A 26,677-nucleotide genomic window follows, 5' to 3' on the forward strand; every position below is an offset into this window, starting at 1 on the left:
CCTCCCCGTCCGGGGAGGCGTGCGAAACTGCGTTATGCCTGCAGCTGATGCACAACAACCCACATCGGTCCCTGTCCAACCGCATAACGTCCCAGCGGTTGTAACAGCCCTTGCGGTTCCGTAATGCGATAGACCTCGATGTGATGAGACTTCTGCCCCGCCGCCACCAGATACTGCCCGCTGTGATCGATATTAAAGCCGCGCGGCTGGGTCTCGGTCGGCTGGAAACCTTGCAGAGTCAGCTGGTCACCCTGTTCGCTGACGCTGAACACCGCCAGCGTGCTGCTGGTGCGGTCACAGGCGTAGAGGAAACGGCCATCCGGCGTCAGATGAATATCTGCTGCCCAGCGGGTACCGCTGAAATCAGGTGGCATCATATCCAGCGTCTGCACGCTTGCCACGTTGCCCTCATTTAACGCCCAGACGTCGACCGTGCTGTCGAGTTCATTCACACAGTAGGCGTAACGACCGTTCGGATGGAACTGCATGTGGCGCGGACCGGCGCCTTCGACGGTGGTGACCTGCGCCTGCGGACGCGGCGTCAGCTGGCCATCATCGCCCAGCGCAAACAGGCAAATGCGGTCCTGCTTCAGGGCCGGCACGTAGAGCGTCTGATTGTGGTTATCAATATTGGCTGAGTGGCACCCTTCCAGCCCGTGGATCACCTGCAGCGGTGCCTGTGGCACGCCATCCTCACCAATCGGGCTGACGCTGACGCAGGCGTCATTGTAGGAGCCGCAGAACAGGAATTTACCGCTGCGATCGGTGGAGATATGGGTCGGGCTGCCGGGCAGCGGCGCCTGTCCGGCTTCGGTCAGGGTGCCATCAGCCGCGATGCGAAACGCCAGCACGCGAAAATTGGGGCGCACGCCGACATAGAGAAAATCGCGGTTCGGACTCACCACCATTGGCTGAACCTGGCCAGCGACATCGGTCACCTGAAGCAACGTCAGCGCACCCTCTTCATTCATCTGCCAGACATGGATCTGCTGGCTCTCGGGACTGGCGGTGTAGACAACTTGTTTCATGCATTCTCCTTTTTGGCTGCCTGATGATGATCTGTGAGTCACTGTAGCGCGTTTTAGCCATGCTGGAATCATTTGTGCCCGGTTTTTTGTCTCACAAGGGCAGTCAGGTGTAGACTTGAGGCTTCGCTAACCTACCCCAACGGAAGGATTAATGAGCTACCGTGTCATTGCCCTCGATCTCGACGGCACGCTGTTAACACCCGCAAAAACCATTCTGCCGCAGTCGGTCGAGGCGCTGAAGAAGGCGCGTCAGGCGGGCATTCACGTCGCTATCGTGACCGGACGCCATCACTGCGCCATCCATCCTTTTTATCAGGCGTTAGAACTCGATACGCCAGCCATCTGTTGTAACGGTACCTATCTGTATAGGTAAAGCATTAATACAAAAAAATCTTGTCTATGTTTCGCTCCCTTCCCTATGACATTCAACTATTGATCAACAAAGTAAGCGGTGTACTATCAAAGCAATCTCAAATTTGGACATAGCGAAAATAGCATGAATTATCAGGTAGTAGCTCTTGATCTAGACGGTACTTTGTTAACCCCAGAGAAAAAAATTCTTCCAGAATCATTAAGTGCAATAAAAAAAGTACGTGAATCCGGAGCAAAAGTTATCATTGTTACTGGACGTCACTTTGTTGCAATTCATCCTTTCTATCAAGCACTTGAGTTAGATACACCTGCAATATGTTGCAATGGTGCATTACTGTACGATTATCAAGGAAAGAAGGTGCTTGCGTCTGATCCATTGCAACCGAACCAATCTACTCAATTAATTGATCTGCTTGATAGTTACAATGTACATAGTTTGATGTACGCCGACGATGCGATGATTTATCAGGAACCAACGGGCCATATTATTCGTACAGAAAATTGGGCGAGATCTTTACCAGAATCACAGCGTCCGGTATTTCGAAAAGTAGATTCGCTAAGAGAATCAGCGAAGGCTGTTGATAACATTTGGAAGTTTGCACTTACTGGTAACGATATAGTTAAACTGCAAGAATTCACTGAAGTTGTTGAGCGTGAGCTTGGCCTCGCCTGTGAATGGTCTTGGCATGATCAAGTTGATATAGCTCAAAGCGGCAACAGCAAAGGAAAAAGATTGGCACAATGGGTTGAATCTCAAGGCTTGTCAATGGATCAGGTTATTGCCTTTGGTGATAACTATAATGATTTAAGTATGCTAGAAAGTGCAGGACTTGGTGTAGCGATGGGTAATGCTTCTGACAAGATAAAAGCACGTGCTGATTTAGTTATCGGTAATAACACTGAGCCTAGCATTGCTGAACTATTAAACCAATACTACCAATGGAATCGTTTAAATAGTTGAATCAAAACCGTGCAATATCCAATGATATAATAAAATGCCTGTAATTCCATACAGGCATTAGTGATATTATATCGCCTTTTATAGCGAGCAATTTTGCACCAGAACTACTACCCGCCAGAATACTTCAATTTGATAAGTAATTAATTATTCCATATTAGTAAATTATTAATTATTCGCTACTAATTTATGACTTTGCTGTAAGCTGGATTATCAACGTATATACTGTTAGTAAAAATACTAAAACAGTAATTAATAGTGTTATGCCTGGTATATATATCCCTGCATAACGTTTAAACTTTGTATCAGGGGTGTCGTACTGCATCAAAAAGGATTTAAACTTGCAATAAGAGACAATACATTTATCAGAAAACGATGCTTGATGCAAAACACCCGTAACACGCTGATATGCAAAAAGGTATTTGACCCAGCGATCAATCATTTGAGTACTTATATTTCTGGGATCAGATGTAAAGTAGACCAATAAAAATTTGTGTATTGCTTTTGAATCTTCAGATGTAGAAGGATCTAGAAATACCTGAACTTTACCTGTACCACTAAAGGTAATGTGTAAGACTGCACCTCTTTGCCTGTGATAATTGAAGACTCTTGAATTCTCTTCTTTTAACTCAACCATATTACCAGTAAAAGTTGTGTTAAATTGAAGTGATAACCCATCAAAACCTAAACCAGACATTTCATCAGAATAATTATCAACTAATAAATCCAAGCCATTTTCAGACGCATAAGAAGAAATTTTGTTTAAATGACTTTGGAAAATTTCTTTATGAACAAACCAATTATGATTAGCATATGATTTCTTGTTGGAGTCTTCGTCGAATTTCTTTTTCTGATTAGCTAGCCATCTTCTCACAATTAAGAACCCATGAATTTATGATATAATTTAAATATAATATCATTCTACTACACGTGGTCACAATAGAAAGAAAGATGTGCAGCTTACTATTTTTGATTGCCATTTACAAAACTTTAACATATGATACAAGTTAAAAACATTTCATTTTTTATTGCAAAGGATGCCTTATGAATTCTTTAAAAATTTTATTAAGCAAACCGATTGTGGCTACCGGTACTAGTGGAGTACTACACATCATGATCAGTGAATCACGGAAGGATTCACAACGCTGTGATACAAGGGCGATGGGGTTCCCTTCTGCACCTTCTGTATCTACGCCTGAAATCTCGTCGCAGAATACCCGCTTGGCTGTTAGGCCACGTAAGGTACTTGGACTAGATAGGCTGACAAAGTAATTGAAAGTACCTAGAGTCGTTTCTTGAGTAGTAGCATCGTTAGTTTTAGTTCTGTCGCTTTTACTTGTAATTAGTTCTGCAAGGCTTGGTGTTAACTGGATAGTAGGATCAAACTTACCATTCTTGTACTTCTTGATTGTATTCGCAGTTGTTCCTGCAATAACCATATTACTTGGATCGTGGTGTAAAAAATAAAGTGATGCACCAGTAACTATTGTCGTCTTGAGAAGTTGAGCACTGCTCATTAAACAAATTCGTTTAATTCCAGGTTCAATAATTGCGTTAAGTGGTTCTTTCTGGAATTCGTATAAACGCATTGGTGAACCTTGTAACTCGCCATCACAAAACTTTAAGTTCTTCTCTACCCAATCACTCGGTTTTATTTTCTCTGGCGGTAATATCGCCTTCACTGCTTTGTTCAGTATCTTGATCAGTTTCCTCTGATTCTGAAAATCCATTTTCAGTTTCCTCTTCATACTCGTAACTTCCAATGTCACGAAGTACTTCATCAATTTTATCTTTTTGTTTTTCTTTAAGCTGGTTTGCATCCTCGCTTGAAAATAATTCGATATAGGTAGTATTAGGTATACTACGTAACATACTTTTCAATTGGTTGAAGTACCCTGATAGTGTTTCTGTCACGTAATCTACTTCTACTAAATTTTTCCTTTTTAAATCTGCTTCCATCTCTTCAATGTCTGCTTTCGCTTTAGCAAGCCTTAGTTGCTCTATCTGCGTTTCTGTTTTTAAATCTGTCTGGCCTCTAAGCGGTGTTAGTACATTGTCTGCTACCCACTGGTAGATCTCGTCTTCGCTTAGGGAAATATCTAGTCCTCTTGAAGTCCAGTCCCTGCTTACAGTTACTGGATCGTATCCATAGATCTTTGCTAGCTGGCTATATGTCATCTTTTCCTCTGCTGAATGAATAGGTTTCAAAACTTCACATACAAAAAACACATCGAGCGGCGAAACTACGCGATTTTTTGAAATTTCGTCGGAGTACCTTGCTTTATTTGAAGCTACATGAGCGTTTTGCTTGAAGTTAAAAACCAAAATGCTATTATATTTATTTCAATCAAATCCTTTCAATTCCAAGGTAACGAAATGGTTAAAACGGTTTATTTCGATGAATCTGGATTTACTGGCAACAACCTGCTTTCAAGAGACCAGCCTTTTTTCAGTTATGCTGCTGTAGTTAGTGATGAAGAAGAAAGCAAGGCCTTTGTTGAACGTATTATTGATAAGTATAAAATTTCGGCGGGTGAATTAAAAGGAAGCACATTAGTTAACAGTAAAAGGCTTCAGAAAGCTGTTGATGAAATACTCACTCACTATAGAGGCAGAATGCGTGTTGTCGTCAATGAAAAAAAATATGCTCTCTCTGGGAAGTTTTTTGAATATGTTTTTGAACCTGTCCTCGCAGCTAAAAGCTCTATCTTTTATAATTTAAATTTTCACAGATTCATATCTAATATGATGTATTTTTCTATGATAGCTAATGATGGATATTCAAATGAACTTCATAACAGATTTGAAGATTTTTCGCGTAGGAATATTTCAGTAGATCAATTTTTGCAACCGGTAGCTGATTCGAAATATTCTGACTTCATGAAGGATATTCATGATTTTGCGAGAATTCATATTGACATTATTCAAGAGGAATATAATGGATTAGAAGGCACTGGCATTGAAAAATGGATGCTGGATTTAACAACCACATCCCTCTATAATTTATTATGCGATGTAAGCGTTAAGTTTGGGAAAATACGTGCCATCTGTGACGAATCGAAGCCATTAATCTCTAATCAAGAGATGTTTAATAAAATGGTTGGTTCGGAAAAAATTGCTTATCAAAGTTTTGATGGAAAAAATCTACCATTTACATTTATGCTGTCTGAGCCTTTAATTCTTGCAGATTCAAAAAAAGCATATGGAATACAAATAGCTGATATAGTAGCCGCCATGAGTAATTATCTCATGAAGAAAAAAAACCATAGTGAAAGCTTTCATAAAAAATGGATTAATATTTTTGAAAAGGAAGTATTTTACTGGCAGTGTTGTGTTGTGCCCACGCCTGAGCTGTTAGATCCTTCTAACTCAAAAAGCCATCTCAATCGTTATATACTTGAAGAAATCACATCTCGTAGCCGCAATTCATTATCAGTTTTAGATGGTATCGAACAAGAAATATATAGAATATCAAGAGCATTAACTTTTATATGATTTTGAAACCCTCGTTTTCTGAGGGTTTTATCTCTAGTTTAAAGCAATACTTCTAATTTATGAAAAATTACTGAACGGTACAGATAGCCTTGCACGCCCCATACTTCCGCATCATTTAAAATTTTAAGTTCGCCCTTCTCTTCTACGCCTCCAATGATGATGCGATCACAATAACGCTTAATGTTCTTGATCAGAATACTGAAGGTTGGCTTTTGTACTTCATGACGTTAGAAAGCCTTATCAAGTTTTACAGTGTGATAGCAGCCTGTGGTTAGTGCAGCTAAGTTAGCCCGCCCTGCACCTAAATCATCAAGGAAAAGATCATTACCATTGGCAATCAGCTTTCTCAGTAAGGGTTCATTGATACCGTACTCTAAACCTTCAAAGTCTTCTGAGATCTCGATACGTACTACATCACATAATCCCTGTAGCCATTCAACTAACTCACGGTCATACGCACATAACCTTGCCTGATGCCTATCAACGTTCAAGGAACAGAACAATCCGTAGTCCCTGAACCAGGATGCGGCGATCTGAATCTCTGTTAGTTGTTGTATCAGTAGTTGCCGCTTCTGCTCTATCGGCATTACGAGTATGTAGTACTTACTGTCCAGTACAGGCATATCTGCATGATGGAACTTAGTTAGCAGTTCTACCCCTAAAAGCTTTCCGTCGGTGCTTATTACTGGTTCAGCAAAGAAGGTCTTATTGATCATTATCGTTATCTCTTTTTGTGGTTAGAGATCAATTATTGATCATTTTTAATTGTTTAGGCTATAGCATCTTTGATCATTAAGTGCTTGAAAATAATCGTTTTTATATGATTTTAGCCATCCTTACTTGTTCATACGTACATTACTGTATAAATTTACAGTACATTCATAACATGGAGGGCTAAGAGATGGGCAATAAGAACGGTTTTGATCCGGGTATAAGAAAAGGTGTTCAGATTTATTGGGAACAAGGTGAACGTATCGTAGTGGTTCACCCTGGCGGATACTTACCTTCAGAGAGTATTGGTAATGGGCAATGTGTACTGTTCGAAACAAAGCCTAAAGTAGATGGCACACGTATGTACTGGTTTGGTATCGTATCAAGTACCGCATACTACTTTGTCCTTGAAGAAGCTAAGCCTGTAAATATCTTTGCTGTAGGTAGTTGGTTCACATCACGCCGGGCTATGTTAGATGCACATAACGGTGATCTGGACGAGTTCAGTGATATGCAAGGTGAATTGCCATTTTGATCTTGATACAATCTTAAGCCTGAAAAATTTAATTAGAACTCAAAATGAAATTTTATAAGTATGTTACACAGGAAGTTGCAAAAATAATTATTAGGGATGGAACCTTAAAGTTCACATCACCAATAAACTTCAATGACCCTTTTGATTATCATCCTGCTGTACTTGAGACAGGATTTAAAAAATTTGCTAAAAGACTCAATACTGAGCTTGGTCAAGGTATCAAACGTTATAAAACTAATCATCGCGAATCCTTGAAACATTTGCAGTCTCTCCGTAGTGAAAGGTTTAGAGAGATTTATACGGGTGAAATGTCAGTTAGTTGTTTTAGCGAATCTCCTTATATACTACCTATGTGGGCACATTATGCTGATAACCATAAGGGGTGTGTGATTGAATTCGAGTTTAATTCCGATGATTACTCATCAAATGACATTTTACTTTTAACTGGGAAGTTGTCTTACATTATTCTCGTTCCCTTTCAGGTAAATTATTCTCCTAACCGCCCTCCTCTTTATGATAATCAAGGTAGAACTGATACTGAAACTACCGGTTTCTATGCATCCCTGACGAAATCTAAAGAATGGGAATATGAAAAAGAATTAAGAGTGATAATCAAAAAGCCAGAGGGAGTATACTCATTTGAAAGAAACCAAATGACGGGAATATACGTTGGCATGAAAGTTTCTAGTAGTGATAAAAAGGAAATATCTCGCTTAGTTGATAGTTCAAATAATTATACTGGCACGAAAATCAAAAAGCATGATATTGTCATGGCTTATGATAAATTCGAATTAACTAAAATACCATTCAGAATGTGACTTTTAAGGTTACCACATGAAACATAATTCAAAGAGTACATTTATTGCGATTTTATCAACCTTAATGTTCATTGAAACCATTATCCTAGTTAAGATATTTTTTATTGACCAAGAAGATTTTGAATGGGGGAGTGTATCTGATTGGTTCAGTGCTGTATCATCAATTATTACTACAATTATTGCTTATCTTGCATATAAAGCAGCTCCTAACTGGCTAAAACAAAAACAAAATGAGACTGGATTTAATCATGTATGCTCCCTCATGACTGAATATGATGAAATTCAACTGAACTTGCAGAAACTTTATTTTGATATCGCTAGCATTAATTACCAAAAATTTCGTAATGAAGAAATAAACAACCAATTAATTGAATATATATATAGAATAATAGCATTGCGAGAAAAGCTTGGGTCTTGCAGGAGATGGAAAATAGGTGTCCCAGTAAAAGTATATGATGCTTTTGCTCTTCTTCAAGACTTCTGTTCCACATCACTTACAATATTACATTGCTCAAATTTAGGAGATAAAGACAAATTTTATAAAGAACAAGATAAATTGACCAATACTAAAAACCACATCATTAGGGATGCTAAATCTTTCCAATGTGACATAGAAGCGATTTTCTTATTCAAATAATAATTCCGCAGAAGCAATTTTCGGGCTTAAATATATTTATTTGATTCATTTCACACATTTTTATAGCTCTCAATTATTGGTTAACGCTTTTTCATCTAGATCAGGATGTTCTTTCTGATATTCTCAAAAGTACTTAGCACTTTAAGAATTCGAGCGGCCTTTGCTGTACAGGTGGAAAGTTGCATTTTTCCACTTAGCGTTGATTGGATACTATGCATAAATGGTAGATGGCTGGTTTAAGGCAAGTAAAGCGATAGCCCTGAACCACGGAAAGTTTTTGCAGAACACCCGCTGTAGACGGTTCAGGGCCACTAAAATCATCTTAAAAATATAAAATTGTTAAAGTTTTTTGGTGCACTGCCGATAGCACTTGCACCACTTCTTAGAAGGAATTTCGATGCTATCTACACTTATCAAAATCGCCATGACGATTTTTAACTTTTTCTCTTCTCTACCACCTGAAACTAAAGAAAGAATCTATAACCTCTTTTTAGAAATGTTTGAAGCATTATTTAGGCAAATGTATAAAAACAAAACAGGAGAAAAGAAAAATGCATAAAAGTGAACTGATTTTACTGAAAAAAACTTTAACTGCTGACAAGTTAGAAAACTCTAAATTGCAGTTAACAAAATTAACCACCCCAATTGTAGGTAGTGGCAAAGCTGATGAATTCACTGATGATGTCATGATGTTTGTACAAAGTGATGAGTTTATTACTAAACTTGACGATAAGGTTGGTGACGTGTTGCCGGGTGAAACAGAAGACCAGTTTGTTAAACGTGCTAAATCTACCCTTCTCAACTTATTGAGAAGCAAGTTTGACTAAACCTTTAGCCATAATTTATTTGCTAAAACATATTGAATTATGGCTTATTCCCCAGTTATAAACTATTCATTTTCATTTTCATTTTCATTTTCATTTTCATTTTCATTTTCATTTTCATTTTCATTTAATGGTCACACATTGCTTTCAGTAATTCCACTACATCTATCAAAGTATCAATATATAGCTTAAGCAAGCTTTCATTGAAGTACTCATCCTCATGCTGCTCAATGGTTAAGTACTTCACTGGGTCTGAAATGGTGCGTACCTCGCCGTTGCGGTCTTCTATCAGTAACTCTTCCTGCCCATCTGTCTCTATGCGTACCTCATTAGTAACGTAAAGGAAGTAGAAAAGTATCATCGTCATATAAGTTAAATTCAATTCCCATAGTATGTCCTTGTTGATTAAGTAATTTATTTAGTACAAACTATCTTACTCACCAGCTTTATGATACTTATTATTTTCACGGCTTTAGGATAAGACCATGATAAGCAAGATCTACAACCTTTTTGTTAAATTATCTTTGATGGTGCTATTAGTACTTTCCCTTTGGCTGGTTATCACCGCAGCTTTAAAGAAAGATGTAGGTAATCTTTCTGACTGGATTTCCGCTTCCTGTAATATAGTAATGGCATATGCAGCATACAGAGCCTTTGTATTTGCAAAAGATTACTTCTCAGATTTTATAAAAAAAGATGGCTATGAATTAATAAAAAATCTTCAACTTGAGCTTATACCGAAATATAGAGACAATCTTAATTTCTCGTCTCTCAATGTATTAGACATCGAAGTTCCTTCATATGTAAATGGAGATGTTGGCGTGTTTCAGGATGAAGAGGAAATAAGTTATTTACCTCAAACCTTACCAGTAGATTTAAAGAATTTAGAGACAAGATTTAAAGAAGGACGAAGACTTGAGAAAGAAATAAGAGAAACATTACAATCACTAGAAATTTATGGTTGGGAAATGGTTCCAAAGAAAAAGCAAGAACTGTTTGACGCATTTCTTATAGGCAAAGTACTTTTCAATACCGTCCATAGTATAACTATCTATTTATCAGAAATTCTTGAACGAGAAGCTCCTGACTTTTCCCCACGATTTGATAATGATTTCATACAACGTCACGATCCAGTTAAACCAACCTCCCCCCCGAGGTATCAGGATGTAGACGTATTAGTAGAAAAGATCATTTTCTTTCAAAAGCAGTTATGTGATCCTGAAATTGATACACCTTATGTAAGGACAATCAGAGGTATAGAAAAATATTTTCAAGATGGTAGGCATTTGAAAAATTACTTCCGATACACACGAGACTAAATTGAAATTTCACCAATATTAAACCAACTAATTTTATCGGGTTTCCTAACAGTATGTATGGTTCCAGTTGTAGGAGGCTTCAACAGCCGACGACCTAAGCAAGCGGAGCAAAACGAAGTGCGGTAGTTACTCACGAATACTTTAGGCACGCAGTGCCGACCAGATAATCATTGAGTATTTATTAGAAATAAAAGAATTGTTTAATTTTAAGGAACTCGCTTGCGAGGTACATGAAATTCATTAATTCAAGCCGAACGCTCTAGCGTTTGTGCTTCTTTATACATCTCTATGAAGGCAGTTAGACGAGCTAACCGCCTTATCTCGTAATCCTTCGTACAATCGAACGAGCAAAGCCCGTCCTCTTGTACTTGTCTTACTCGTTTTTGTACCTTTTTTACCTATAGATCCTTTAGTAATTTGGGTACATTTTTAGTGGGGTGTGATGGTGAAAAATCAAAGTTTATTGTACTTGTTTCGAAAATGTTCACGCTCACGTTCAGTTAGATCTACATTAGTACTTTTACCTAACCACTTTTCAAAATCTTCAGTAGTAGGATACTTCTCTTTAGTGACTCGTTTTAATCTTTGTTTCTTAGTACCGCTAAGGTTCATTGGTACGAAGGCTTCTTGGGTACTATCTAATCCTATGTCTATCAGCTCAATGCTAGTACTCAAAGATAGAGCCTGTTCCTTATCGAAAACGTACACTTCAACAACCTGTTCACTATCATAGGCACGTAAATTACTACGGTTGATAAACTGATAAAGGTTCTCGTGTTCTCGGGCCTGTACTACCTCTTCACGCGTTAAGTTGAACATTAGTTCTAACTGCTTGGTTTCAACTGGTGAAGGCTTCATACTCGCAAGCCAAACGCACTTTGTGTAGTCCTGATAAGTGTTCATCCCTCGGCTAACAGGGTCAATGTACTGCCCTTTGAGAATGCCTTTACTATCAGAGTTTGTAGTGTAAAAGTATTTAGAGAGGTTAGCGTTTATCCATGCTGCTACTTTAGTTAATGCTTCTGGATTCGCATTGCGATATGTACGGCTGAAACGTTCCTCTGAGAAGTAGTACACCTTTAGGCGATCCTGTACTGATACTTTACGTTCCCGCATACCTGATAGTTCCACCTCTTCAAACAAGGCTGGCATTCCCTTATAGATTAGGCTTTCTTCGAACTTGTTAGCCATGAAGGTAACATCAAGGTTTGAGTACTTAGCTATGTTTACCCATGCAAGGATAGTAAGTTGCTTGTTCTCGTTTGAGTACACATCAAGATTACCTACTTTGCCGATCTTATCGAAGAAGTTACTATTCATGACGAAGTGATCATAGTCCTGGATGAAGCCAAAGCACTTAGCCATTGAAAGTACTAAATCATCATCAAAATCGGTTATGGCTTTCGCGGTTACGTATTTATCAGATAGTTCTTCAAAGTCTTTGAATAATTGCTGTTCTACTTCATACTTCTTTTCCGTATTAATTACGTTGTAGGTATGAAAGTTAACAACATCATCAAGGTAGATTTTCCATTGCCCTAGTAATGATAGGTCTGTAACACGCATGAAGGCTTTATCAGTGATCACTAATATTCTATGAGTAGGATTGAGTAAGAATGCGTGTATATCCTTCTCTACGCTCTCTACGTAGTTCTTAGAAGAGATAACCTTACAGATAGTACCTAACTCTTCTGCTGTCTGGTTTAGTAGCTGTAGTGTGCCTTGTACGATGATGTATCTATCATCAGTCTGTTTCACTTGTTTGATAAGTGCATGAGTCTTACCACTTCCACAATCGCTACTGATGAACTTCATTTTTCCGTTTGATAAATAGTTATACATTATATAGAACTCCAAATTTATTGGGCATACTAACGGGCATGCCCTTTTTTATGTTTATGTTATAGGTATTGTTGCATTGCTTGTACTAATCGATTGTAGGCGTACTGGTTTGTACAATCGCTAAAACGTTCAAGTAGTTCTTTTAGTCTATCCTTACGTAGTTCTACGTAATACTGATGTGCTACATGAATATCTAAACTACTACCTGATTGCTTAGTATTTCCATCTACACGAATCTGTGCATAGTACTTATCAGTTCTTTTATCGAGATATACACCTTTGATACCATGCATAGAAGATGAACGTTTGAATAGATTGTTGATAACTCTTGGAACCATGATACAGTTTTGTGGGCTATATTCTCGATTACCTTGAAGAAGTATATCTTTATCTACATGCCAACCTTTTACATAGTTATCTTCATACCACTTATAGAAGTTACTGAAGATGTACCAATCATCGCATATCGTTACGTCTTCATATCCTTTAGCTTTACCTGCTCTGTTATGTATTGAACACCAGATAGGGTAAGCTGAATCTTGTAGTGGTTTGTTCTGTCCTTTTAGATCATTTAGTTTTCTCATTATATATCTCTTCCATGAGGGTTGAAGTACTTCATCCTGAAGTACCGATTTAGTTTTTTATTTTATAGTGTTGTCTTCACTTACTTTAGTATCATTGCGATATTGATAAGGTATTGAACACTTGCAGCAAGGTTTTTTGCTTTACCAGTTTCTATCAATGAATCCAAAAATTCTTTTTGTGTAGGTGTAACTTTTACAGTAACTTTTTCGGTCTTCTTTTCTTTCATATTGCTCCTTGAATTAAATTCTTTTTTATATAAAATCCATGCAAAAAAGCCCCCATCATTGCGACAGGGTATTTTAATATCGGAGGATTCCATATTGAACTCTTTTTAGCGTGCTGTATCTACATTATACCACAAGCTTTTCAGCCGTTTCATTTATCTATAACGAGTATAGAACAACACTCCTAAGCGTTTCGTATTTTTTTATATAAGTATTTAGTCTTCTTTGCTTCTGATGCTATCTTTATACTTTTGGTAAGTCAGTACTACTTCTGCGATAAATGCCAGTACTAAGTACACCATGAAAAGTACGTATGCATATACTATCCAGCCAGTGATCATAAGTACGAAGAAGAATGCGATTATCAGTACATATACAAACCATTCTAACATTGTGAGTTTCCTTCTCTGAGTTAGTTTCTATGTAAGTATTTATCGCAAAAGCCAAATAGGAAGCTCATATAAAAAAGCCCCTTTCGGGGCTGAATGTTCAATCAGATGTATCCATGAATAAGAAGTTCATATTGTGTCTCATCCATACGGCTACAGTATGGTTCTGATCAATGTAGTCAATGAAATTAAGTAACATTGCATAATCAATCATGTTCAACGGTTCATCTTCTAAGAAGTGTATACGTGGCATACCATCATTGACTGATGATAGTACAAACGAATCGGTTCCATAGTATACGGTGTCCCCATCCTTCACGATTCGGAAATCACCTCTTAAATGTGCACCTTTCTTCTTACCATTTTCAATAACTAACCAATGTTTAATTAAATCAGTACTTTTATAGTTGATTGATACAAAGTACAAGTTTTCCCTTCTGCGTAGTTCTATACTATTAACTACTTTTGCTAACTCACGTTCATAACGTGAACGTAAACCTACGTTTTTAATATCAAGTAGTTCTTCCGTATTAAAATTAGTGAATACATCAGTATCTACACTAACCGTTTCAAATGCTGCCTGGCGACCTTCGAGAAGTTCTAAACGCTCTTTCGCCTCATCCAATTCTTGACGCATACCAAATGAAACTCTTTTACCTGTATTAAGTAAACGCTCAATACCTAATTCATAACCCTGTATATGTGCCTTTTCTTGTTCAATCTGTAAACGTACTAATTCTACTTCTGGATTCACCTCATTAATTTTAATGATTTCGGAGAAATCCAAATTCTTTATACGTCCTACAATGAATCTTTCAACAATTGTATAATCCATCGCTTTATTATGACAAAGATCATCACGTTCAACTATGCAACGTATGTACCTGTATTCTTCTATACGAGGTTCACCTTTCTTTGGGTTTCTCTTCGTTTTGACAACATTATGAAACATACCCTGACCGCAATCACCACAACGGAAGATACCACTGAATATATTGTGTTTAACTACAACTTCTTGATCACCATCTTTCTTTGTAGTTACTCTACCTGCATTTGGGCGACGGCTTTTTTATAACTCCTGAACAAGTTCAAATTCCTTTTCATCAATAACGACTGGATAAACATCCATATCATAAAAATTCTGTGTGAATTGTTTTTCTTTATCCTCAGTTTCATAATCACGAATAATTTCACTGATAAGAATTTTACCAGTTACTCTTTTATTACGTAAAATCTTATGCACATGCTCGGAACTCCAAGCACGTTCAAATTTCCATTCACTACCTTCTTTCTTTTGTAGAATTTTAGCGATGGTAGGACAACCAATACCTGTTTGATACAAGCGATAAATTTCTTTAACTACTACTGCTTTCTCATTAAGAACATATTTGTTATCCACAACCTCAATCCACACAGGACGTTTTTTTGTTACAATAGTACCATTGTTAAATGCCTGTTCCCGCTTACGCCGCCATCCAGCACTGATACGATCGCTTTTAAATTTTGATTCCTTAAATGCCCTATCAGCCTGGTTTAATGCTCGCGTGAAAGCCGATATATCCTTTCTATTAATTATGTTGTTATCATATACATCGTGAATAGATACATTTCTCTCAATGATAGAGTTTAGATAGTCCAGTACATCAAACGGGTTCAACCTAGAAAACCTGTCGATGGATTCCAAAACGAGTACTGAACCATCCCACATGCCCGCCTTAACTTGGTCTACCCACGTGCCCAATTTTCCATGCTGAAGGTTATGACCTTTAAATGCACTGAGTCCCGGATCTCCGAGAACAACAGGTTCTGGATCATCCATATCTTCACAAAGTTTTGTACGTGCAAGATAGTCTTCTAGAAGTTTGGCTTGGCGTTCCATGCCACCGCCCCGCTCCGCCTGCTGATCAGAACTAACCCTATGATATACAAATACTCTTCTCATAAATGCCTCTCATATTTTTTTTGTAATAATATCTTAGTTATTTGTATGACTATCAGGCGAAAAAGGTGCTGGCCGCCGATCCGCTCGACACCCAGCTGGCGCTGAAGGTGATTGAGATGCTGGATCAGCAGGGGATTCATGGGCTGCTGTATGTCGATGATGCCATGCTGTATCAAACCCCGACCGGCCATGTTACCCGCACCCTCAACTGGGCCGAATCGCTGCCACCGCACCAGCGTCCGCTGTTCAGACAGGTGCCTGATTTAGCCGACGCAGCGCGCGAAGCGGGCGCCATCTGGAAATTCGCCCTGTCGCATCCCAACATTCCTGAGTTGCAGCAGTTTGCCAGCCGGGTCGAGGCGGAACTGGGCCTGGCCTGCGAATGGTCGTGGCACGATCAGGTCGATATCGCTAAAGGCGGCAACAGCAAAGGCAAGCGTCTGGCGCAGTGGGTCGACTCGCTGGGACTGAGCATGTCAGATGTGATCGCATTCGGGGATAACTACAACGACCTCAGCATGCTGGAAACCGCCGGTCTGGGTGTGGCGATGGGCAATGCCGATGAGGCGATTAAAGCGCGCGCCAAAAAAGTGATCGGCACCAACCTCGAAACCGGCATTGCTGAGACGCTCTATCAGTACGTGCTGTAATCAGGGCGTGACCGAGACGCTTTTAATCTGGGCATAGAGCCACTGATCCGGCCGAATGCCCAGTTCATCACGCGCCCACGGCGTAATGCGCGCCCGGCATTGACCCGATAGAGGGTCTGTTTCATTTAATGCGTTGAGAAGCAAAAAACAAATTTTAACGCAGGGATAAAACACTAGATAACGCAACATGACTCTGAGGAGGGTCTGTATACATTAAAGCCTTTTTTAATCTTTTATAAAATGAGCGCTGCACTTTATCATTCATTCTTAACTTTTCAAAACCTGGCATTGATATAAACCAATATGACATAAACAATCATTAAAGCTGACTCCAGCATTGATGACGGAAAAGATATCAAAAAAACAGTGCTGCCATAAGAGTGATATAAAGCTATTTGATATCAGGCCGCTCACCATTTTCAATCAAACAACGCTAAAGCTTATCTTTCACCTGCCGATAACCCTTATTTATCTGTAGGTATGAGATATGTTTAAAAAAATATTCAACAAGGCTCTGCTTTTATTATCATTGATGCTCACGGGTTGTACATCGTTACAGGTTGGTCATTTAACCCGCTATGCCAGTGATGTGCATTATTATTCTTTCCTGGATGGCTCAATCGTTGCTCCCTACGCACCTAAAGTTTACCCCATGAAAGTTCCGGACGACCTCTCCTTTGTACAATTTGTCGTTGACCTGGGCTACGACTATGTTGCGCTTCCCTTTATCTATACAGATAGTCGAATCACGGAAAACACCGCCCCCTTTTATGAATTTCTGGAGTGGTCTAAACAACCCTTTATTCAGCGTCAGGAAACAAAGCAAAAGGTCATTGGTGGACGTTACAACGATATTCTGGAATACGGTGAAGAGAATGATCTGAAAACACAAGAGCCAGTATTTTTAGTCGTGCGTCATTTTGGATATTTCTTCCGTGATGCCGTATTTGCACTGACCGTACCTGAAGTCGAAAATCTTTTATCAGAAGTATATAGTGTTAAATACTGCAAAGAACATGGATTGAAGTTATAGCCGATTCTGGAACATATAGCGCTATTGACCACGCTGCTCTGCCACCCGAATCAAACGCTTCTTTGATTGATGCATAGTGATGTCATCCAGGTCAGCTAAACAGAAGCACGGTGAAAGCCATTTTATAGGGCGTTGCCCTGAACCACAGAAAGTGTTGCAGAATCCCTCTGGTAACGGTTCAGGGCCCCCAAAAGGCTTCACATTTTAATTTTGCTTAAACTTCCGGGAGATATCACCCTTCCTGACAGGGAATTGAATATCAATACTCATCAGATTATTGATGTCGGCTTTCCACTTCTTCTCTTCACGACAACCAGTGACGAAAGCAAGAACCCACGCTCTCTGTTCAGAGGTGTCAGAAGCCTACTCAATAAAACATTCGAAACAAGGCAGAAAAAAAGAGACCCATTAAATAATTTCATTAAAAAATAACGCATTATCAGGACCTTTAGTCATCAGGGCGTGACCGAGACGCTTTTAATCTGGGCATAGAGCCACTGATCCGGCCGAATGCCCAGCTCATCACGCGCCCACGGCGTAATGCGCGCCCACAGTTCACTGATGCCGATGCGTAGCTTCACTTCCACCTGATCCCCGACCTCCACCAGCTCAACCACCTGCGCAGGCAGGATATTGCGGATAGAGGTGTTGTGCGGCGGTTGCAGCGCCAGCGAGACATCGGCAGAAGCAATACGGATCCGCAGTGGCGTTTTAAGCGGCTGATTAACCCGGCTGACCCAGATGTGCTGGTCACCCAGCGACAGCGCGGTCATTGGATAGTCGGGATGCTGCTCCAGCACCTGTACCCGCAGCACGCTGCTCAGCTCACTGACCGGCAGCCACGGCCGCATCGCGCTGCTGCTCCAGACCCGCTCCAGCGGACCAAACGCTTTGACTTTACCGCTATCCAGCACCAGCACGTTATCCGCCAGATGCAGGATCTCCTCGAGGCTGTGCGAAACATAGAGCATCGGGATATCCACCTGCTTCGCCAGCTTTTGCAGGTAAGGCATCAGCTCGCGTTTGCGCGGTAAATCCAGCGAGGCCAGCGGCTCATCCAGCAACAGCATATCCGGCGCGGTCAGTAATGCCCGGCCAATGGCCACCCGCTGCTTTTCCCCGCCCGACAGCGACAGCGGAAAACGCGACAACAATCCTTCAAGACCCAGCAGGGAGACCAGGGTATCGAACTGGGTTTTCATCTCAGGCGCCATGCCATATTGCAGGTTGCCGCGCACCCGATAGTGCGGGAACAGCCGGGCATCCTGAAAGACATAGCCAATCCGACGCTTTTCAGGCGGCAGGGAAATCTGCTGCTCTGCGTCAAACAGCAGACGATCGTGCAACTGAATCCGGCCACGCTGTGGCTGCGTCAGTCCACTGATGGCGTTGATCAGCGAGGTTTTACCGGCACCGGAGACGCCGAAAATAGCGGTGATCCCTTTGGCCGGTATCTGCAGGTCGATCGCCAGCTGATGATCGCCCTGTTGCTGGACAAAATTGAGTGACAGCATCAGGCCCCCATTCGCTTACGACCGAGACGGGCCAGCCATTCTGACGCCAGCAGCGACGCCAGCGCCAGCACAATGGCAATCACACACAGCCGGGCGGCCGCGCCTTCCGCACCGGGCGTTTCAATCAGGCTGTACATTGCCAGCGGAATGGTACGCGTCTCGCCGGGAATATTAGAAACAAAGGTAATGGTGGCACCGAACTCCCCCAGCGAGCGGGCGAAGGCCAGCACGGTACCGACGATCACGCCCGGCAGAGTCAGCGGCAGCGTAATGGTGAAGAATACCCGCCAGCGACCCGCCCCCAGAGTGCGGGCGGCCTGTTCCAGCCGGATATCAACCGCCTCCAGCGCCAGCCGGATGGCGCGCACCATCAGCGGAAACGCGATCACCGCCGACGCCAGCGCCGCGCCGCGCCAGCTAAAAGCGAAGCTGAAGCCGAACCAGTCGTAGAGTTTTTCACCGATGATGCCGCGCCGTCCCAGGCCGATCAGCAGCAGATAGCCGACCACCACCGGCGGCAGCACCAGCGGCAGATGAATCAGGCTGTCGAGCAGCGCTTTGCCAGGAAAGCGGCAGCGCACCAGAATCCAGGCCATCAGGATGCCGAAAGGCAGACTGCCAGCTACGGCAATGCCAGAGACTTTCAGGCTAAGCAGAACCGCCTGCCATTCGGGATCGCTGAGTATCATTTGGTTGGTGTGAATCCGTAATGTTTAAACACGACCGCCGCTTGCGGCCCTTTCAGGTAATCATAAAAAGCGTTAACGGCGGCATTATCACGATCTTTAACGATCGCCATCGGATATTCCACCGGTTTGTGGCTGGAGGCCGGGAACCGTCCCACCACCTGCACCCGCTCACTGGCGACCGCATCTGAACCGTAAACAATGCCATACGGCGTTTCGTTGCGCTCCACCAGCGCCAGCGCGGCCCGCACATTATTTGCCGGAGCCAGCGACGGTTCAACCGTCTGCCAGGCGCCCAGCTTCTGTAGCGCCTCTTTGGCGTAAATGCCGGCCGGGACGTGATCCGGATCGCCAACCGCCAGACGTTCACCGTGCAGCAGCGTTTTCCAGTCAGTCTGCGGGTTCAGTTCGACCCGCTTTGCCGATGCGCTGCGCGGCGCGACCAGCACCAAATCGTTACCCAGCAGGGTATAACGGCTGCGGTCGATGACGCTTTTTTTCGCCACCGCCTCATCCATCCACTGCTGATCGGCGGAGATAAACAGGTCGGCCGGTGCGCCCTGCTCAATCTGCCGTGCCAGCGTCGAGGAAGAAGCGAACGAAGCGACTACCGTCACCCCTTTTTCCTGCTGATAACGGCTGCCGATTTCCTGCAGAGCGTTGGTCAGTGACGCCGCCGCAAAGACCGTAATTTTATCCGCTGCCACCGCCTGGCCTGCCAGGGAAGCTGTGACCAGCGCAGCTATTCCCCAGCGATAGTGTGTTAAAGACATGATGTTCTCCGGTTATTCGTTGTGTAGCGAATGATACAACGCCCTTTCCGGCAGTGTCAGAAAATTATCGGCAGTTTTAGCAGAAGGATGAGCAGAAGTTTGCGCAGCGGCAGAAAGCACCACGCCCGCCTGATTAGCGAGCGTGGTCGGGGGGATTAGTTATGCGAACGGGCTGACGATTTTTCGCGATGGCCAAATTTTGAGATGACGTTAAAGACTTCACCCAGGCCATAGATCAGACCCAGCATGATTGCCATCACGATAGGGACCATAATGATAGCCACGGCGAGGCTTTTAAGTAATTCCAGCATGGAGCGTCTCACTCTGTGAACAAAAAAGTGATTGTAACGGGTCAGCAAAAATTTGCGCAGCCCTTTTCGTGCTTTTACTTTGGCCCCGAAACGCCGCTATCATCGCGCAGATACGCCTTAACCCTTTGCCGGAGTCGCCATGCAAGCCGAACTTTCCCTCCATATTCGTTTACAGCAAAAACTGTTTGCCGATCCACGTCGTATCGAACTGCTGAAACGGGTACAGCAAACCGGCTCTATCAGTCAGGGCGCAAAGCTGGCGGGCATCAGTTACAAAAGCGCCTGGGATGCGATCAATGAGATGAACCAGCTGGCTGATGAGACGCTGGTGGCGCGCGCGACCGGCGGCAAAGGCGGCGGCGGTGCCACCCTGACGCGATACGGCGAGCGACTGATTCAGCTGTTTCACCTGATGGAGCAAATCCAGCAAAAAGCGTTTGATGCGCTGCAGCAGGACGCTCTGCCGCTCGACAGCCTGCTGGCCGCCATCGCCCGCTTTTCTTTACAGACCAGCGCCCGCAACCAGCTGTTTGGTACGGTGATCAGTAACGATTCGCAGCCGGTACTGCAACACCTGCAGGTGCTACTGGCTGACGGGGTGACCCAGCTTAAGGTCGCGCTGACGCAGCGCAGCGCCGATCGGCTGCAGCTGGCCGCCGGCAAAGAGGTGCTGGTGTTAATCAAAGCGCCATGGATTCAGGTGCGCCGTGACGCCGCAGACCACGATAATCAGCTGGCCGCCACCGTCAGCGCGATAGAACCCGGCGAGACGTTCAGCGAACTGTTAATGCAGTTGCCCAGCGGTGAAACCCTGTGCGCCACCCTGAGCAACGACGCGATACACCAGCAGGCGCTGCAGCCGGGCGACGTGGTGATCGCCAGTTTTAATGCTGACCAGGCGATCGTCGCGACCTTATTGTGATTTGCCCCGCCTGATTTGACTTCATCGCGTCCAGTGGTTACAACTCAGTAACACGATGCAAAAAATGGAACAGATCATGGCTTCATTGCAGATTTCGCAAGGCACGTTTCGTCTTAGCGATACCCGGGTCCTGACCCTGAATCAGGTTGAGCTTCAGCGTGGCGAAAACTGGGCTTTTGTCGGTGCCAACGGTAGCGGCAAGTCGTCGCTGGCCCGCGCCCTCTCCGGCGAACTTGCGCCGCTTGCCGGCTCGGTCAGCAGTGATTTTCAGCGTCCGACGCGGCTGTCGCTTGAGCAGTTGCAAAAGCTGGTGGCCGATGAGTGGCAGCGCAACAACACTGACCTGCTCAGCGAAGGTGAAGAGGATACCGGCCTGACCGTGGCAGAGGTGATTCAGGCGGAGGTGCAGCAGCCCGCACGCTGTGAGCAACTGGCCAGCCAGTTCGGCATCGATCACCTGCTGTCGCGCCGCTTTAAATACCTCTCTACCGGCGAAAGCCGCAAGACTCTGCTCTGTCAGGCGCTGATGCAGCAGCCGGATCTGTTGATTCTGGATGAGCCGTTTGACGGGCTGGATGTGGCGTCACGCGCCAGCCTGACCGAAACCTTACGCAGCCTGCAGCAGCCCGAATTTACCCTGGTGCTGGTGCTCAACCGGTTTGATGATATCCCTGACTATATTCAGCAAATCGGGGTGCTGGCAGAGTGTACCCTGACCCATATTGGCCCACGGCAGGCGATTTTAGCCGAAGCGCTGGTGGCGCAGCTGGCGCACAGTGAACAACTGCTGGGCATGGCGCTGCCGGAAGCCGATGCGCCGGACCAGCTGCCGTCGCTGGCCGATGATGCGCCGCGCGTGATACTGCGCAACGGCGTCGTCTCTTATCACGATCGGCCGGTGATCGACGGTCTTAGCTGGCAGGTGAATGCCGGCGAGCACTGGCAGATTATCGGTCCGAACGGGGCGGGTAAATCAACCCTGCTCAGCCTGGTGACCGGTGACCATCCGCAAGGCTACAGCAACGATCTGACGCTGTTTGGCCGCCGGCGCGGCAGCGGTGAAACCATCTGGGAGATCAAGCAGCATATCGGCTATGTCAGCAGCAGCCTGCATCTCGACTATCGCGTCAGCGTCAATGTGCTTACGGTGATCCTGTCAGGCTTCTTCGATTCGATTGGTCTCTATCAGCCAGCGTCTGACCGACAGAAGTCGCTGGCCCGGCAGTGGCTGGCGCTGCTCGGCATGACCCCTGCGCAGGCCGATGCCCCCTTCCACAGCCTCTCCTGGGGACAGCAGCGGCTGGTGTTAATTGCCCGCGCGCTGGTGAAACACCCGACGCTGCTGATTCTTGATGAGCCGCTGCAGGGACTTGATCCGATCAACCGCCAGCTGGTGCGGCGCTTTGTCGATGTGCTGATCGGCGAAGGCCGTACTCAGCTGCTGTTTGTTTCGCACCACGCCGAGGATGCGCCGCAGTGCATCACGCACCGTCTGAGCTTTGTTGCCAGCGACGGCCGTTACCACTACCAGCAGCAACAGCTCGGGTAATCCCGCCAGACGCCGGTCAGCCGGCGTCTGCTTTGCCTTCAGGTGTAACCGCTACCATTCCCTTCGCCCTTTTCTGCCAGCCCTGCCGACACAATGCCACTAAATGAGAATATTCAGCTTGTGTAAACGATACCATTTATCCAGACTTGATCACGCTTTCGGGCGCGCTGATGTGCTACTTTTTACCGATGCCTTTCTGGCTTTTGACGCTTACCAGGATTCAACATGGAAAAATTTAACCCGGTCGATCACCCGCATCGCCGTTACAATCCACTGATTGATCAATGGATTTTAGTTTCACCTCATCGTGCCAAACGCCCATGGCAAGGCGCGCAGGAGACGCCGGCGGTTAATACCTTACCGGCGCACGATCCTGACTGCTTCCTGTGTGCCGGCAATACCCGCATTACCGGCGACAAAAACCCTGACTATACCGGCACTTATGTCTTTACCAATGACTTTGCTGCGCTGATGACCGACACGCCAGACGCGCCAGAGAGCGACGATCTGCTGATGCGCTGTGAAAGCGCACGCGGCACCAGTCGGGTGATCTGCTTTTCACCGGATCACAGTAAAACCCTGCCGGAGATGTCGCTGAGCGCGCTGGAAGAAGTGGTTCGCACCTGGCAGCAGCAGACGGCCGATCTGGGTCAGCACTACCCGTGGGTGCAGGTGTTTGAAAACAAAGGCGCGGCGATGGGCTGTTCTAACCCACATCCGCACGGTCAGATTTGGGCCAACAGCTTCCTGCCCAATGAAGCACAGCGCGAAGACGACCATCAGCGTGCTTACTTTGACCGACACGGTTCGCCGATGCTGGTCGATTATCTCGCGCGTGAACAGCAGGATGGCAGTCGCACCGTGGTCGAGACCGATCACTGGCTGGCCGTGGTGCCGTGGTGGGCGGCGTGGCCGTTCGAAACCCTGCTGCTGCCCAAAGCGCATATTAAACGCCTGACCGATCTTAATCAGGCGCAGCGCAGCGATCTGGCGAAAGCGATCAAGCTGCTGACCAGCCGCTACGACAATCTGTTCCAGTGCTCTTTCCCCTACTCGATGGGCTGGCACGGCGCGCCGTTCAACGGTGAAGCCAACGATCACTGGCAGTTGCATGCACACTTCTATCCGCCGCTGCTGCGTTCAGCAACGGTGCGTAAATTCATGGTTGGCTATGAAATGCTGGCCGAAACCCAACGCGATTTAACGGCGGAACAGGCGGCGGAACGTCTGCGTTCTGTCAGCGACGTTCACTTCCGTGAGGCACAATAATGAGCTTAAAAACCATCACGCAGCAGGTCTTCTCTGAGACCTTCGGCTATGCGCCTACCCACACCATTCAGGCTCCGGGTCGCGTTAATCTGATTGGCGAACATACCGACTACAACGATGGCTTTGTGCTGCCGTGCGCCATCGACTATCAGACCGTAATCGCCTGCGCCCGTCGTGACGATCGTCAGATTCGGGTCGTCGCGGTCGATTACGACAATGCCGAAGACAGCTTCTCGCTGGATGAAGAGATCGTCAGCCTTGAGCAGCCGATGTGGGCCAACTATGTGCGCGGCGTGGTGAAACACCTGCAACAGCGCCACGCCGATTTCGGCGGTATCGATATGGTGATCAGTGGCAATGTGCCGCAGGGCGCAGGCCTGAGTTCCTCTGCCTCGCTGGAAGTGGCGGTCGGCACCGTGGTGCAGCAGCTCTACCATCTGCCGCTGGACGGCGCGGCAATTGCGGTCAACGGTCAGGAAGCTGAGAACCAGTTCGTCGGCTGTAACTGCGGCATCATGGACCAGCTGATTTCGGCGCTCGGTCAGAAAGATCACGCCATGCTGCTCGATTGCCGCACGCTGGGTACCCGTCCGGTCTCGATGCCGGAAGACATTGCGGTAGTGATCATCAACTCTAACTTCCGCCGTACCCTGGTCGGCAGCGAGTACAACACCCGCCGCCAGCAGTGTGAAACCGGCGCGCGCTTCTTCAACAAGCCTGCGCTGCGTGACGTTGAACTGGCTGAATTTGAGGCGGCGCAGTCGCAACTCGATCCGCAGGTAGCGAAGCGCGTTCGTCACGTGCTGACGGAAAATGCCCGCACGCTGGAAGCAGCAGAAGCGCTGACCCGCGGTGACCTGACGCGTATGGGCCAGCTGATGGCGGAATCTCACGCCTCAATGCGTGATGATTTTGAGATCACCGTTCCACCGATCGATACGCTGGTGGAGATTGTTAAAGCCCAAATCGGCGAGCGCGGCGGCGTGCGCATGACCGGCGGCGGCTTTGGCGGCTGTATCGTGGCGCTGATGCCGCTCGATCTGGTCGATCAGGTGAAAGCTGCGGTGGCGGAGCAGTATGAAGCGCAGACCGGCATCAAAGAAACCTTCTACGTCTGTAAAGCCTCAGCGGGAGCCGGCCCATGTTAAACGACGTCAATTCTCACGCGCCGGACGGCCAGCCGTGGCGCATCACCGTGTTGCGTAATGCGAACGGCATGCTGGTGACATTTATGGACTGGGGCGCAACCTGGCTGTCGGCCCGTGTTCCGATGCAGGATGGCACGGTGCGTGAGGCGCTGCTCGGCTGCGCCACGCCGTCAGATTACCTGCATCAGGATGCCTATCTGGGTGCCACGGTCGGACGCTACGCCAACCGTATCGCCGGTGCGAAGCTGAATAAACTTAACCGGCAGCTGGCGGCTAATCAGGGCCCGCATCAGCTGCACGGTGGCCCGCAAGGTTTTGATAAGCGCCGCTGGCAGATCGTCAGTCAGTCGGAAACCGAAGTGCACTATCGGCTGGATTCGCCCGATGGCGATCAGGGCTATCCGGGCAACCTGATTGCCGATCTACGCTATCAGCTGGATGACGATAACTGCCTGAGCATTCAGTATGAAGCGCGCTGCGATCAGGCCTGTCCGGTCAACCTGACCAACCATGCTTACTTTAACCTTGATGCGCATCATGGCGACGCACGTCAGCATCGCTTACAACTGCACGCCGACAGTTATCTGCCGGTCGACAGCGAGGGTATTCCGAATGCGCCGCTGAAAGCGGTGGCGGGCACCAGTTTCGATTTTCGTCAGGCCAAACCGGTGGCGCAGGATTTCCTCGCCGACGACGATCAGCGTGCGGTGAAGGGTTATGACCACGCGTTCCTGCTGAACAGCGCCGGGGACGCCAGTCAGCCCGCGGCAGAACTCTGGTCAGAAGATGGCAAACTGCAGCTCAGTGTCACCACCTCGGCACCGGCGTTGCAGTTCTATTCGGCTAACTATCTGGCAGGCACCCGTGCTCGTGAGCAGGAGAGCTATACTGCTTTTCAGGGCATTGCGCTGGAGAGCGAGTTTTTGCCGGACTCGCCCAATCATGCTGAATGGCCGCAGGCCGATTGCTGGCTGCAGCCGGGAGATCGCTGGGAATCGGTGACGCGTTATCGCTTCACGCCGCGCTGAGTCACCGGCTGAAAAACGCGCAGTGCGTTACCGACAGGCTTACGCGCTGCCCGCTTTTCCGTTATGGTATGGCGCAATTGGCTCGTTGAACGGGCTGGCAGCAGCAGGTTTCCAT

At 45.6% G+C, this 26,677-nt stretch carries 29 protein-coding genes and 3 pseudogenes; 16 read left to right on the forward strand and 16 right to left on the reverse strand.

The features are described from left to right. Nucleotides 1-32: 32 nt before the first annotated feature. A complete protein-coding gene (pgl, locus tag AABB92_RS08755; RefSeq protein WP_031376859.1) occupies nt 33-1,028 on the reverse strand; it encodes a 6-phosphogluconolactonase in 996 nt (331 codons plus the stop codon). A 151-nt stretch (nt 1,029-1,179) separates the two neighbouring features. On the opposite strand from pgl, the pseudogene AABB92_RS08760 reads away from it, so the two are divergent. Continuing rightward, nucleotides 1,180-1,395, forward strand: a pseudogene (locus AABB92_RS08760) (HAD-IIB family hydrolase); the annotation flags it as partial. A gap of 129 nt (nt 1,396-1,524) precedes the next feature. Further along, complete coding sequence (locus AABB92_RS08765) at nt 1,525-2,361, forward strand: pyridoxal phosphatase (protein ID WP_031376857.1); 837 nt, start codon at nt 1,525-1,527, stop codon at nt 2,359-2,361. Between the two features lie 184 nt (nt 2,362-2,545). On the opposite strand, the gene AABB92_RS08770 is transcribed toward AABB92_RS08765, so the two are convergent. From AABB92_RS08770 to AABB92_RS08780, 3 genes are all read right to left on the reverse strand, one after another. Continuing rightward, the gene (locus AABB92_RS08770) at nt 2,546-3,232 is read right to left on the reverse strand and encodes a hypothetical protein (RefSeq protein ID WP_152659089.1); all 687 of its coding nucleotides are present in this window, start codon (nt 3,230-3,232) and stop codon (nt 2,546-2,548) included. Nucleotides 3,233-3,383: 151 nt separating this feature from the next. Then, complete coding sequence (locus tag AABB92_RS08775) at nt 3,384-4,088, reverse strand: phage terminase large subunit family protein (RefSeq protein WP_161797046.1); 705 nt, start codon at nt 4,086-4,088, stop codon at nt 3,384-3,386. Further along, a complete protein-coding gene (locus tag AABB92_RS08780) occupies nt 4,000-4,536 on the reverse strand; it encodes a hypothetical protein (protein ID WP_046288447.1) in 537 nt (178 codons plus the stop codon). The genes AABB92_RS08775 and AABB92_RS08780 overlap by 89 nt, the downstream gene beginning before the upstream one ends. A 117-nt stretch (nt 4,537-4,653) precedes the next feature. Between AABB92_RS08780 and AABB92_RS08785 the strand changes: the two genes are divergently transcribed. Further along, the gene (locus tag AABB92_RS08785; protein WP_031376855.1) at nt 4,654-5,853 is read left to right on the forward strand and encodes a DUF3800 domain-containing protein; all 1,200 of its coding nucleotides are present in this window, start codon (nt 4,654-4,656) and stop codon (nt 5,851-5,853) included. A gap of 227 nt (nt 5,854-6,080) precedes the next feature. On the opposite strand, the gene AABB92_RS08790 is transcribed toward AABB92_RS08785, so the two are convergent. Beyond that, a complete protein-coding gene (locus AABB92_RS08790; protein ID WP_052720610.1) occupies nt 6,081-6,569 on the reverse strand; it encodes an EAL domain-containing protein in 489 nt (162 codons plus the stop codon). 185 nt (nt 6,570-6,754) lie between these two features. Between AABB92_RS08790 and AABB92_RS08795 the strand changes: the two genes are divergently transcribed. The 5 genes from AABB92_RS08795 (at nt 6,755) to AABB92_RS08815 (ending at nt 9,381) form a co-directional block, all read left to right on the forward strand. Beyond that, nucleotides 6,755-7,099 (forward strand): hypothetical protein, encoded by a 345-nt coding sequence (locus AABB92_RS08795; RefSeq protein WP_031376854.1) that lies wholly within the window; start codon nt 6,755-6,757, stop codon nt 7,097-7,099. Nucleotides 7,100-7,143: 44 nt separating this feature from the next. Beyond that, the gene (locus tag AABB92_RS08800; protein WP_072050991.1) at nt 7,144-7,917 is read left to right on the forward strand and encodes a DUF2971 domain-containing protein; all 774 of its coding nucleotides are present in this window, start codon (nt 7,144-7,146) and stop codon (nt 7,915-7,917) included. 16 nt (nt 7,918-7,933) lie between these two features. Next, on the forward strand, nt 7,934-8,554 hold the full coding sequence (locus tag AABB92_RS08805; RefSeq protein ID WP_031376852.1) for a hypothetical protein: 621 nt from the start codon (nt 7,934-7,936) through the stop codon (nt 8,552-8,554). 397 nt (nt 8,555-8,951) lie between these two features. Continuing rightward, entirely contained in the window at nt 8,952-9,113 is a 162-nt protein-coding gene (locus tag AABB92_RS08810; RefSeq protein ID WP_161797047.1) for a hypothetical protein, read from the forward strand. After that, nucleotides 9,106-9,381: a hypothetical protein gene (locus AABB92_RS08815; protein ID WP_031376851.1), complete on the forward strand. Its 276-nt coding sequence runs from the start codon at nt 9,106-9,108 to the stop codon at nt 9,379-9,381. Before AABB92_RS08810 ends, AABB92_RS08815 begins: the two co-directional genes overlap by 8 nt. A gap of 124 nt (nt 9,382-9,505) precedes the next feature. On the opposite strand, the gene AABB92_RS08820 is transcribed toward AABB92_RS08815, so the two are convergent. After that, a complete protein-coding gene (locus AABB92_RS08820) occupies nt 9,506-9,745 on the reverse strand; it encodes a hypothetical protein (RefSeq protein ID WP_031376850.1) in 240 nt (79 codons plus the stop codon). A gap of 118 nt (nt 9,746-9,863) precedes the next feature. Between AABB92_RS08820 and AABB92_RS08825 the strand changes: the two genes are divergently transcribed. Further along, nucleotides 9,864-10,697, forward strand: a complete 834-nt coding sequence (locus AABB92_RS08825) for a hypothetical protein (protein WP_031376849.1) — start codon at nt 9,864-9,866, stop codon at nt 10,695-10,697. 453 nt (nt 10,698-11,150) lie between these two features. Here the strand turns inward: AABB92_RS08825 and AABB92_RS08830 are convergent, their stop codons facing one another. From AABB92_RS08830 to AABB92_RS08850, 5 genes are all read right to left on the reverse strand, one after another. Next, complete coding sequence (locus tag AABB92_RS08830) at nt 11,151-12,539, reverse strand: hypothetical protein (RefSeq protein ID WP_152659090.1); 1,389 nt, start codon at nt 12,537-12,539, stop codon at nt 11,151-11,153. 59 nt (nt 12,540-12,598) lie between these two features. Next, nucleotides 12,599-13,123, reverse strand: coding sequence for a hypothetical protein (locus tag AABB92_RS08835; RefSeq protein ID WP_152659091.1), 525 nt, complete (start codon nt 13,121-13,123; stop codon nt 12,599-12,601). A gap of 80 nt (nt 13,124-13,203) precedes the next feature. After that, nucleotides 13,204-13,443 (reverse strand): hypothetical protein, encoded by a 240-nt coding sequence (locus AABB92_RS08840; RefSeq protein ID WP_152659092.1) that lies wholly within the window; start codon nt 13,441-13,443, stop codon nt 13,204-13,206. Nucleotides 13,444-13,837: 394 nt separating this feature from the next. Next, complete coding sequence (locus AABB92_RS08845) at nt 13,838-14,731, reverse strand: recombinase zinc ribbon domain-containing protein (RefSeq protein WP_342550274.1); 894 nt, start codon at nt 14,729-14,731, stop codon at nt 13,838-13,840. A gap of 75 nt (nt 14,732-14,806) precedes the next feature. Continuing rightward, a complete protein-coding gene (locus AABB92_RS08850; protein WP_342550271.1) occupies nt 14,807-15,679 on the reverse strand; it encodes a recombinase family protein in 873 nt (290 codons plus the stop codon). A 35-nt stretch (nt 15,680-15,714) separates the two neighbouring features. Here AABB92_RS08850 and AABB92_RS08855 point away from each other — a divergent pair. Beyond that, a pseudogene (locus AABB92_RS08855) lies at nt 15,715-16,329 on the forward strand (pyridoxal phosphatase); the annotation flags it as partial. On the opposite strand, the pseudogene AABB92_RS08860 reads toward AABB92_RS08855, so the two are convergent. Then, nucleotides 16,330-16,422, reverse strand: a pseudogene (locus AABB92_RS08860) (TOBE domain-containing protein); the annotation flags it as partial. It abuts the pseudogene before it with no gap. A 394-nt stretch (nt 16,423-16,816) separates the two neighbouring features. On the opposite strand from AABB92_RS08860, the gene AABB92_RS08865 reads away from it, so the two are divergent. After that, nucleotides 16,817-17,362, forward strand: coding sequence for a hypothetical protein (locus AABB92_RS08865; protein ID WP_031376844.1), 546 nt, complete (start codon nt 16,817-16,819; stop codon nt 17,360-17,362). Nucleotides 17,363-17,817: 455 nt separating this feature from the next. Here the strand turns inward: AABB92_RS08865 and modC are convergent, their stop codons facing one another. From modC to AABB92_RS08885, 4 genes are all read right to left on the reverse strand, one after another. Beyond that, on the reverse strand, nt 17,818-18,876 hold the full coding sequence (modC, locus tag AABB92_RS08870; RefSeq protein ID WP_031376843.1) for a molybdenum ABC transporter ATP-binding protein ModC: 1,059 nt from the start codon (nt 18,874-18,876) through the stop codon (nt 17,818-17,820). Beyond that, entirely contained in the window at nt 18,876-19,565 is a 690-nt protein-coding gene (gene modB / locus AABB92_RS08875; protein ID WP_031376842.1) for a molybdate ABC transporter permease subunit, read from the reverse strand. Before modB ends, modC begins: the two co-directional genes overlap by 1 nt. Continuing rightward, complete coding sequence (gene modA, locus AABB92_RS08880) at nt 19,562-20,335, reverse strand: molybdate ABC transporter substrate-binding protein (RefSeq protein WP_031376841.1); 774 nt, start codon at nt 20,333-20,335, stop codon at nt 19,562-19,564. The genes modB and modA overlap by 4 nt, the downstream gene beginning before the upstream one ends. Nucleotides 20,336-20,490: 155 nt before the next feature. Further along, nucleotides 20,491-20,646: an AcrZ family multidrug efflux pump-associated protein gene (locus AABB92_RS08885; RefSeq protein WP_031376840.1), complete on the reverse strand. Its 156-nt coding sequence runs from the start codon at nt 20,644-20,646 to the stop codon at nt 20,491-20,493. A 139-nt stretch (nt 20,647-20,785) separates the two neighbouring features. Between AABB92_RS08885 and modE the strand changes: the two genes are divergently transcribed. The 5 genes from modE (at nt 20,786) to galM (ending at nt 26,562) form a co-directional block, all read left to right on the forward strand. Next, the gene (gene modE, locus AABB92_RS08890) at nt 20,786-21,568 is read left to right on the forward strand and encodes a molybdenum-dependent transcriptional regulator (RefSeq protein ID WP_031376839.1); all 783 of its coding nucleotides are present in this window, start codon (nt 20,786-20,788) and stop codon (nt 21,566-21,568) included. A gap of 76 nt (nt 21,569-21,644) precedes the next feature. Then, entirely contained in the window at nt 21,645-23,117 is a 1,473-nt protein-coding gene (gene modF, locus AABB92_RS08895; RefSeq protein WP_031376838.1) for a molybdate ABC transporter ATP-binding protein ModF, read from the forward strand. A 225-nt stretch (nt 23,118-23,342) separates the two neighbouring features. Then, nucleotides 23,343-24,386 (forward strand): galactose-1-phosphate uridylyltransferase, encoded by a 1,044-nt coding sequence (gene galT / locus AABB92_RS08900; protein WP_031376837.1) that lies wholly within the window; start codon nt 23,343-23,345, stop codon nt 24,384-24,386. Further along, nucleotides 24,386-25,534 carry a galactokinase gene (gene galK / locus AABB92_RS08905; protein ID WP_031376836.1) on the forward strand — a complete coding sequence of 383 codons (1,149 nt, stop codon included), beginning with the start codon at nt 24,386-24,388 and terminating at the stop codon, nt 25,532-25,534. Before galT ends, galK begins: the two co-directional genes overlap by 1 nt. After that, the gene (gene galM, locus AABB92_RS08910; protein WP_031376835.1) at nt 25,528-26,562 is read left to right on the forward strand and encodes a galactose-1-epimerase; all 1,035 of its coding nucleotides are present in this window, start codon (nt 25,528-25,530) and stop codon (nt 26,560-26,562) included. Before galK ends, galM begins: the two co-directional genes overlap by 7 nt. Nucleotides 26,563-26,677: the final 115 nt, after the last annotated feature.

Source organism: Pantoea brenneri (assembly GCF_038594305.1).
GTDB classification, from domain to species: Bacteria; Pseudomonadota; Gammaproteobacteria; order Enterobacterales; family Enterobacteriaceae; genus Pantoea; species Pantoea brenneri.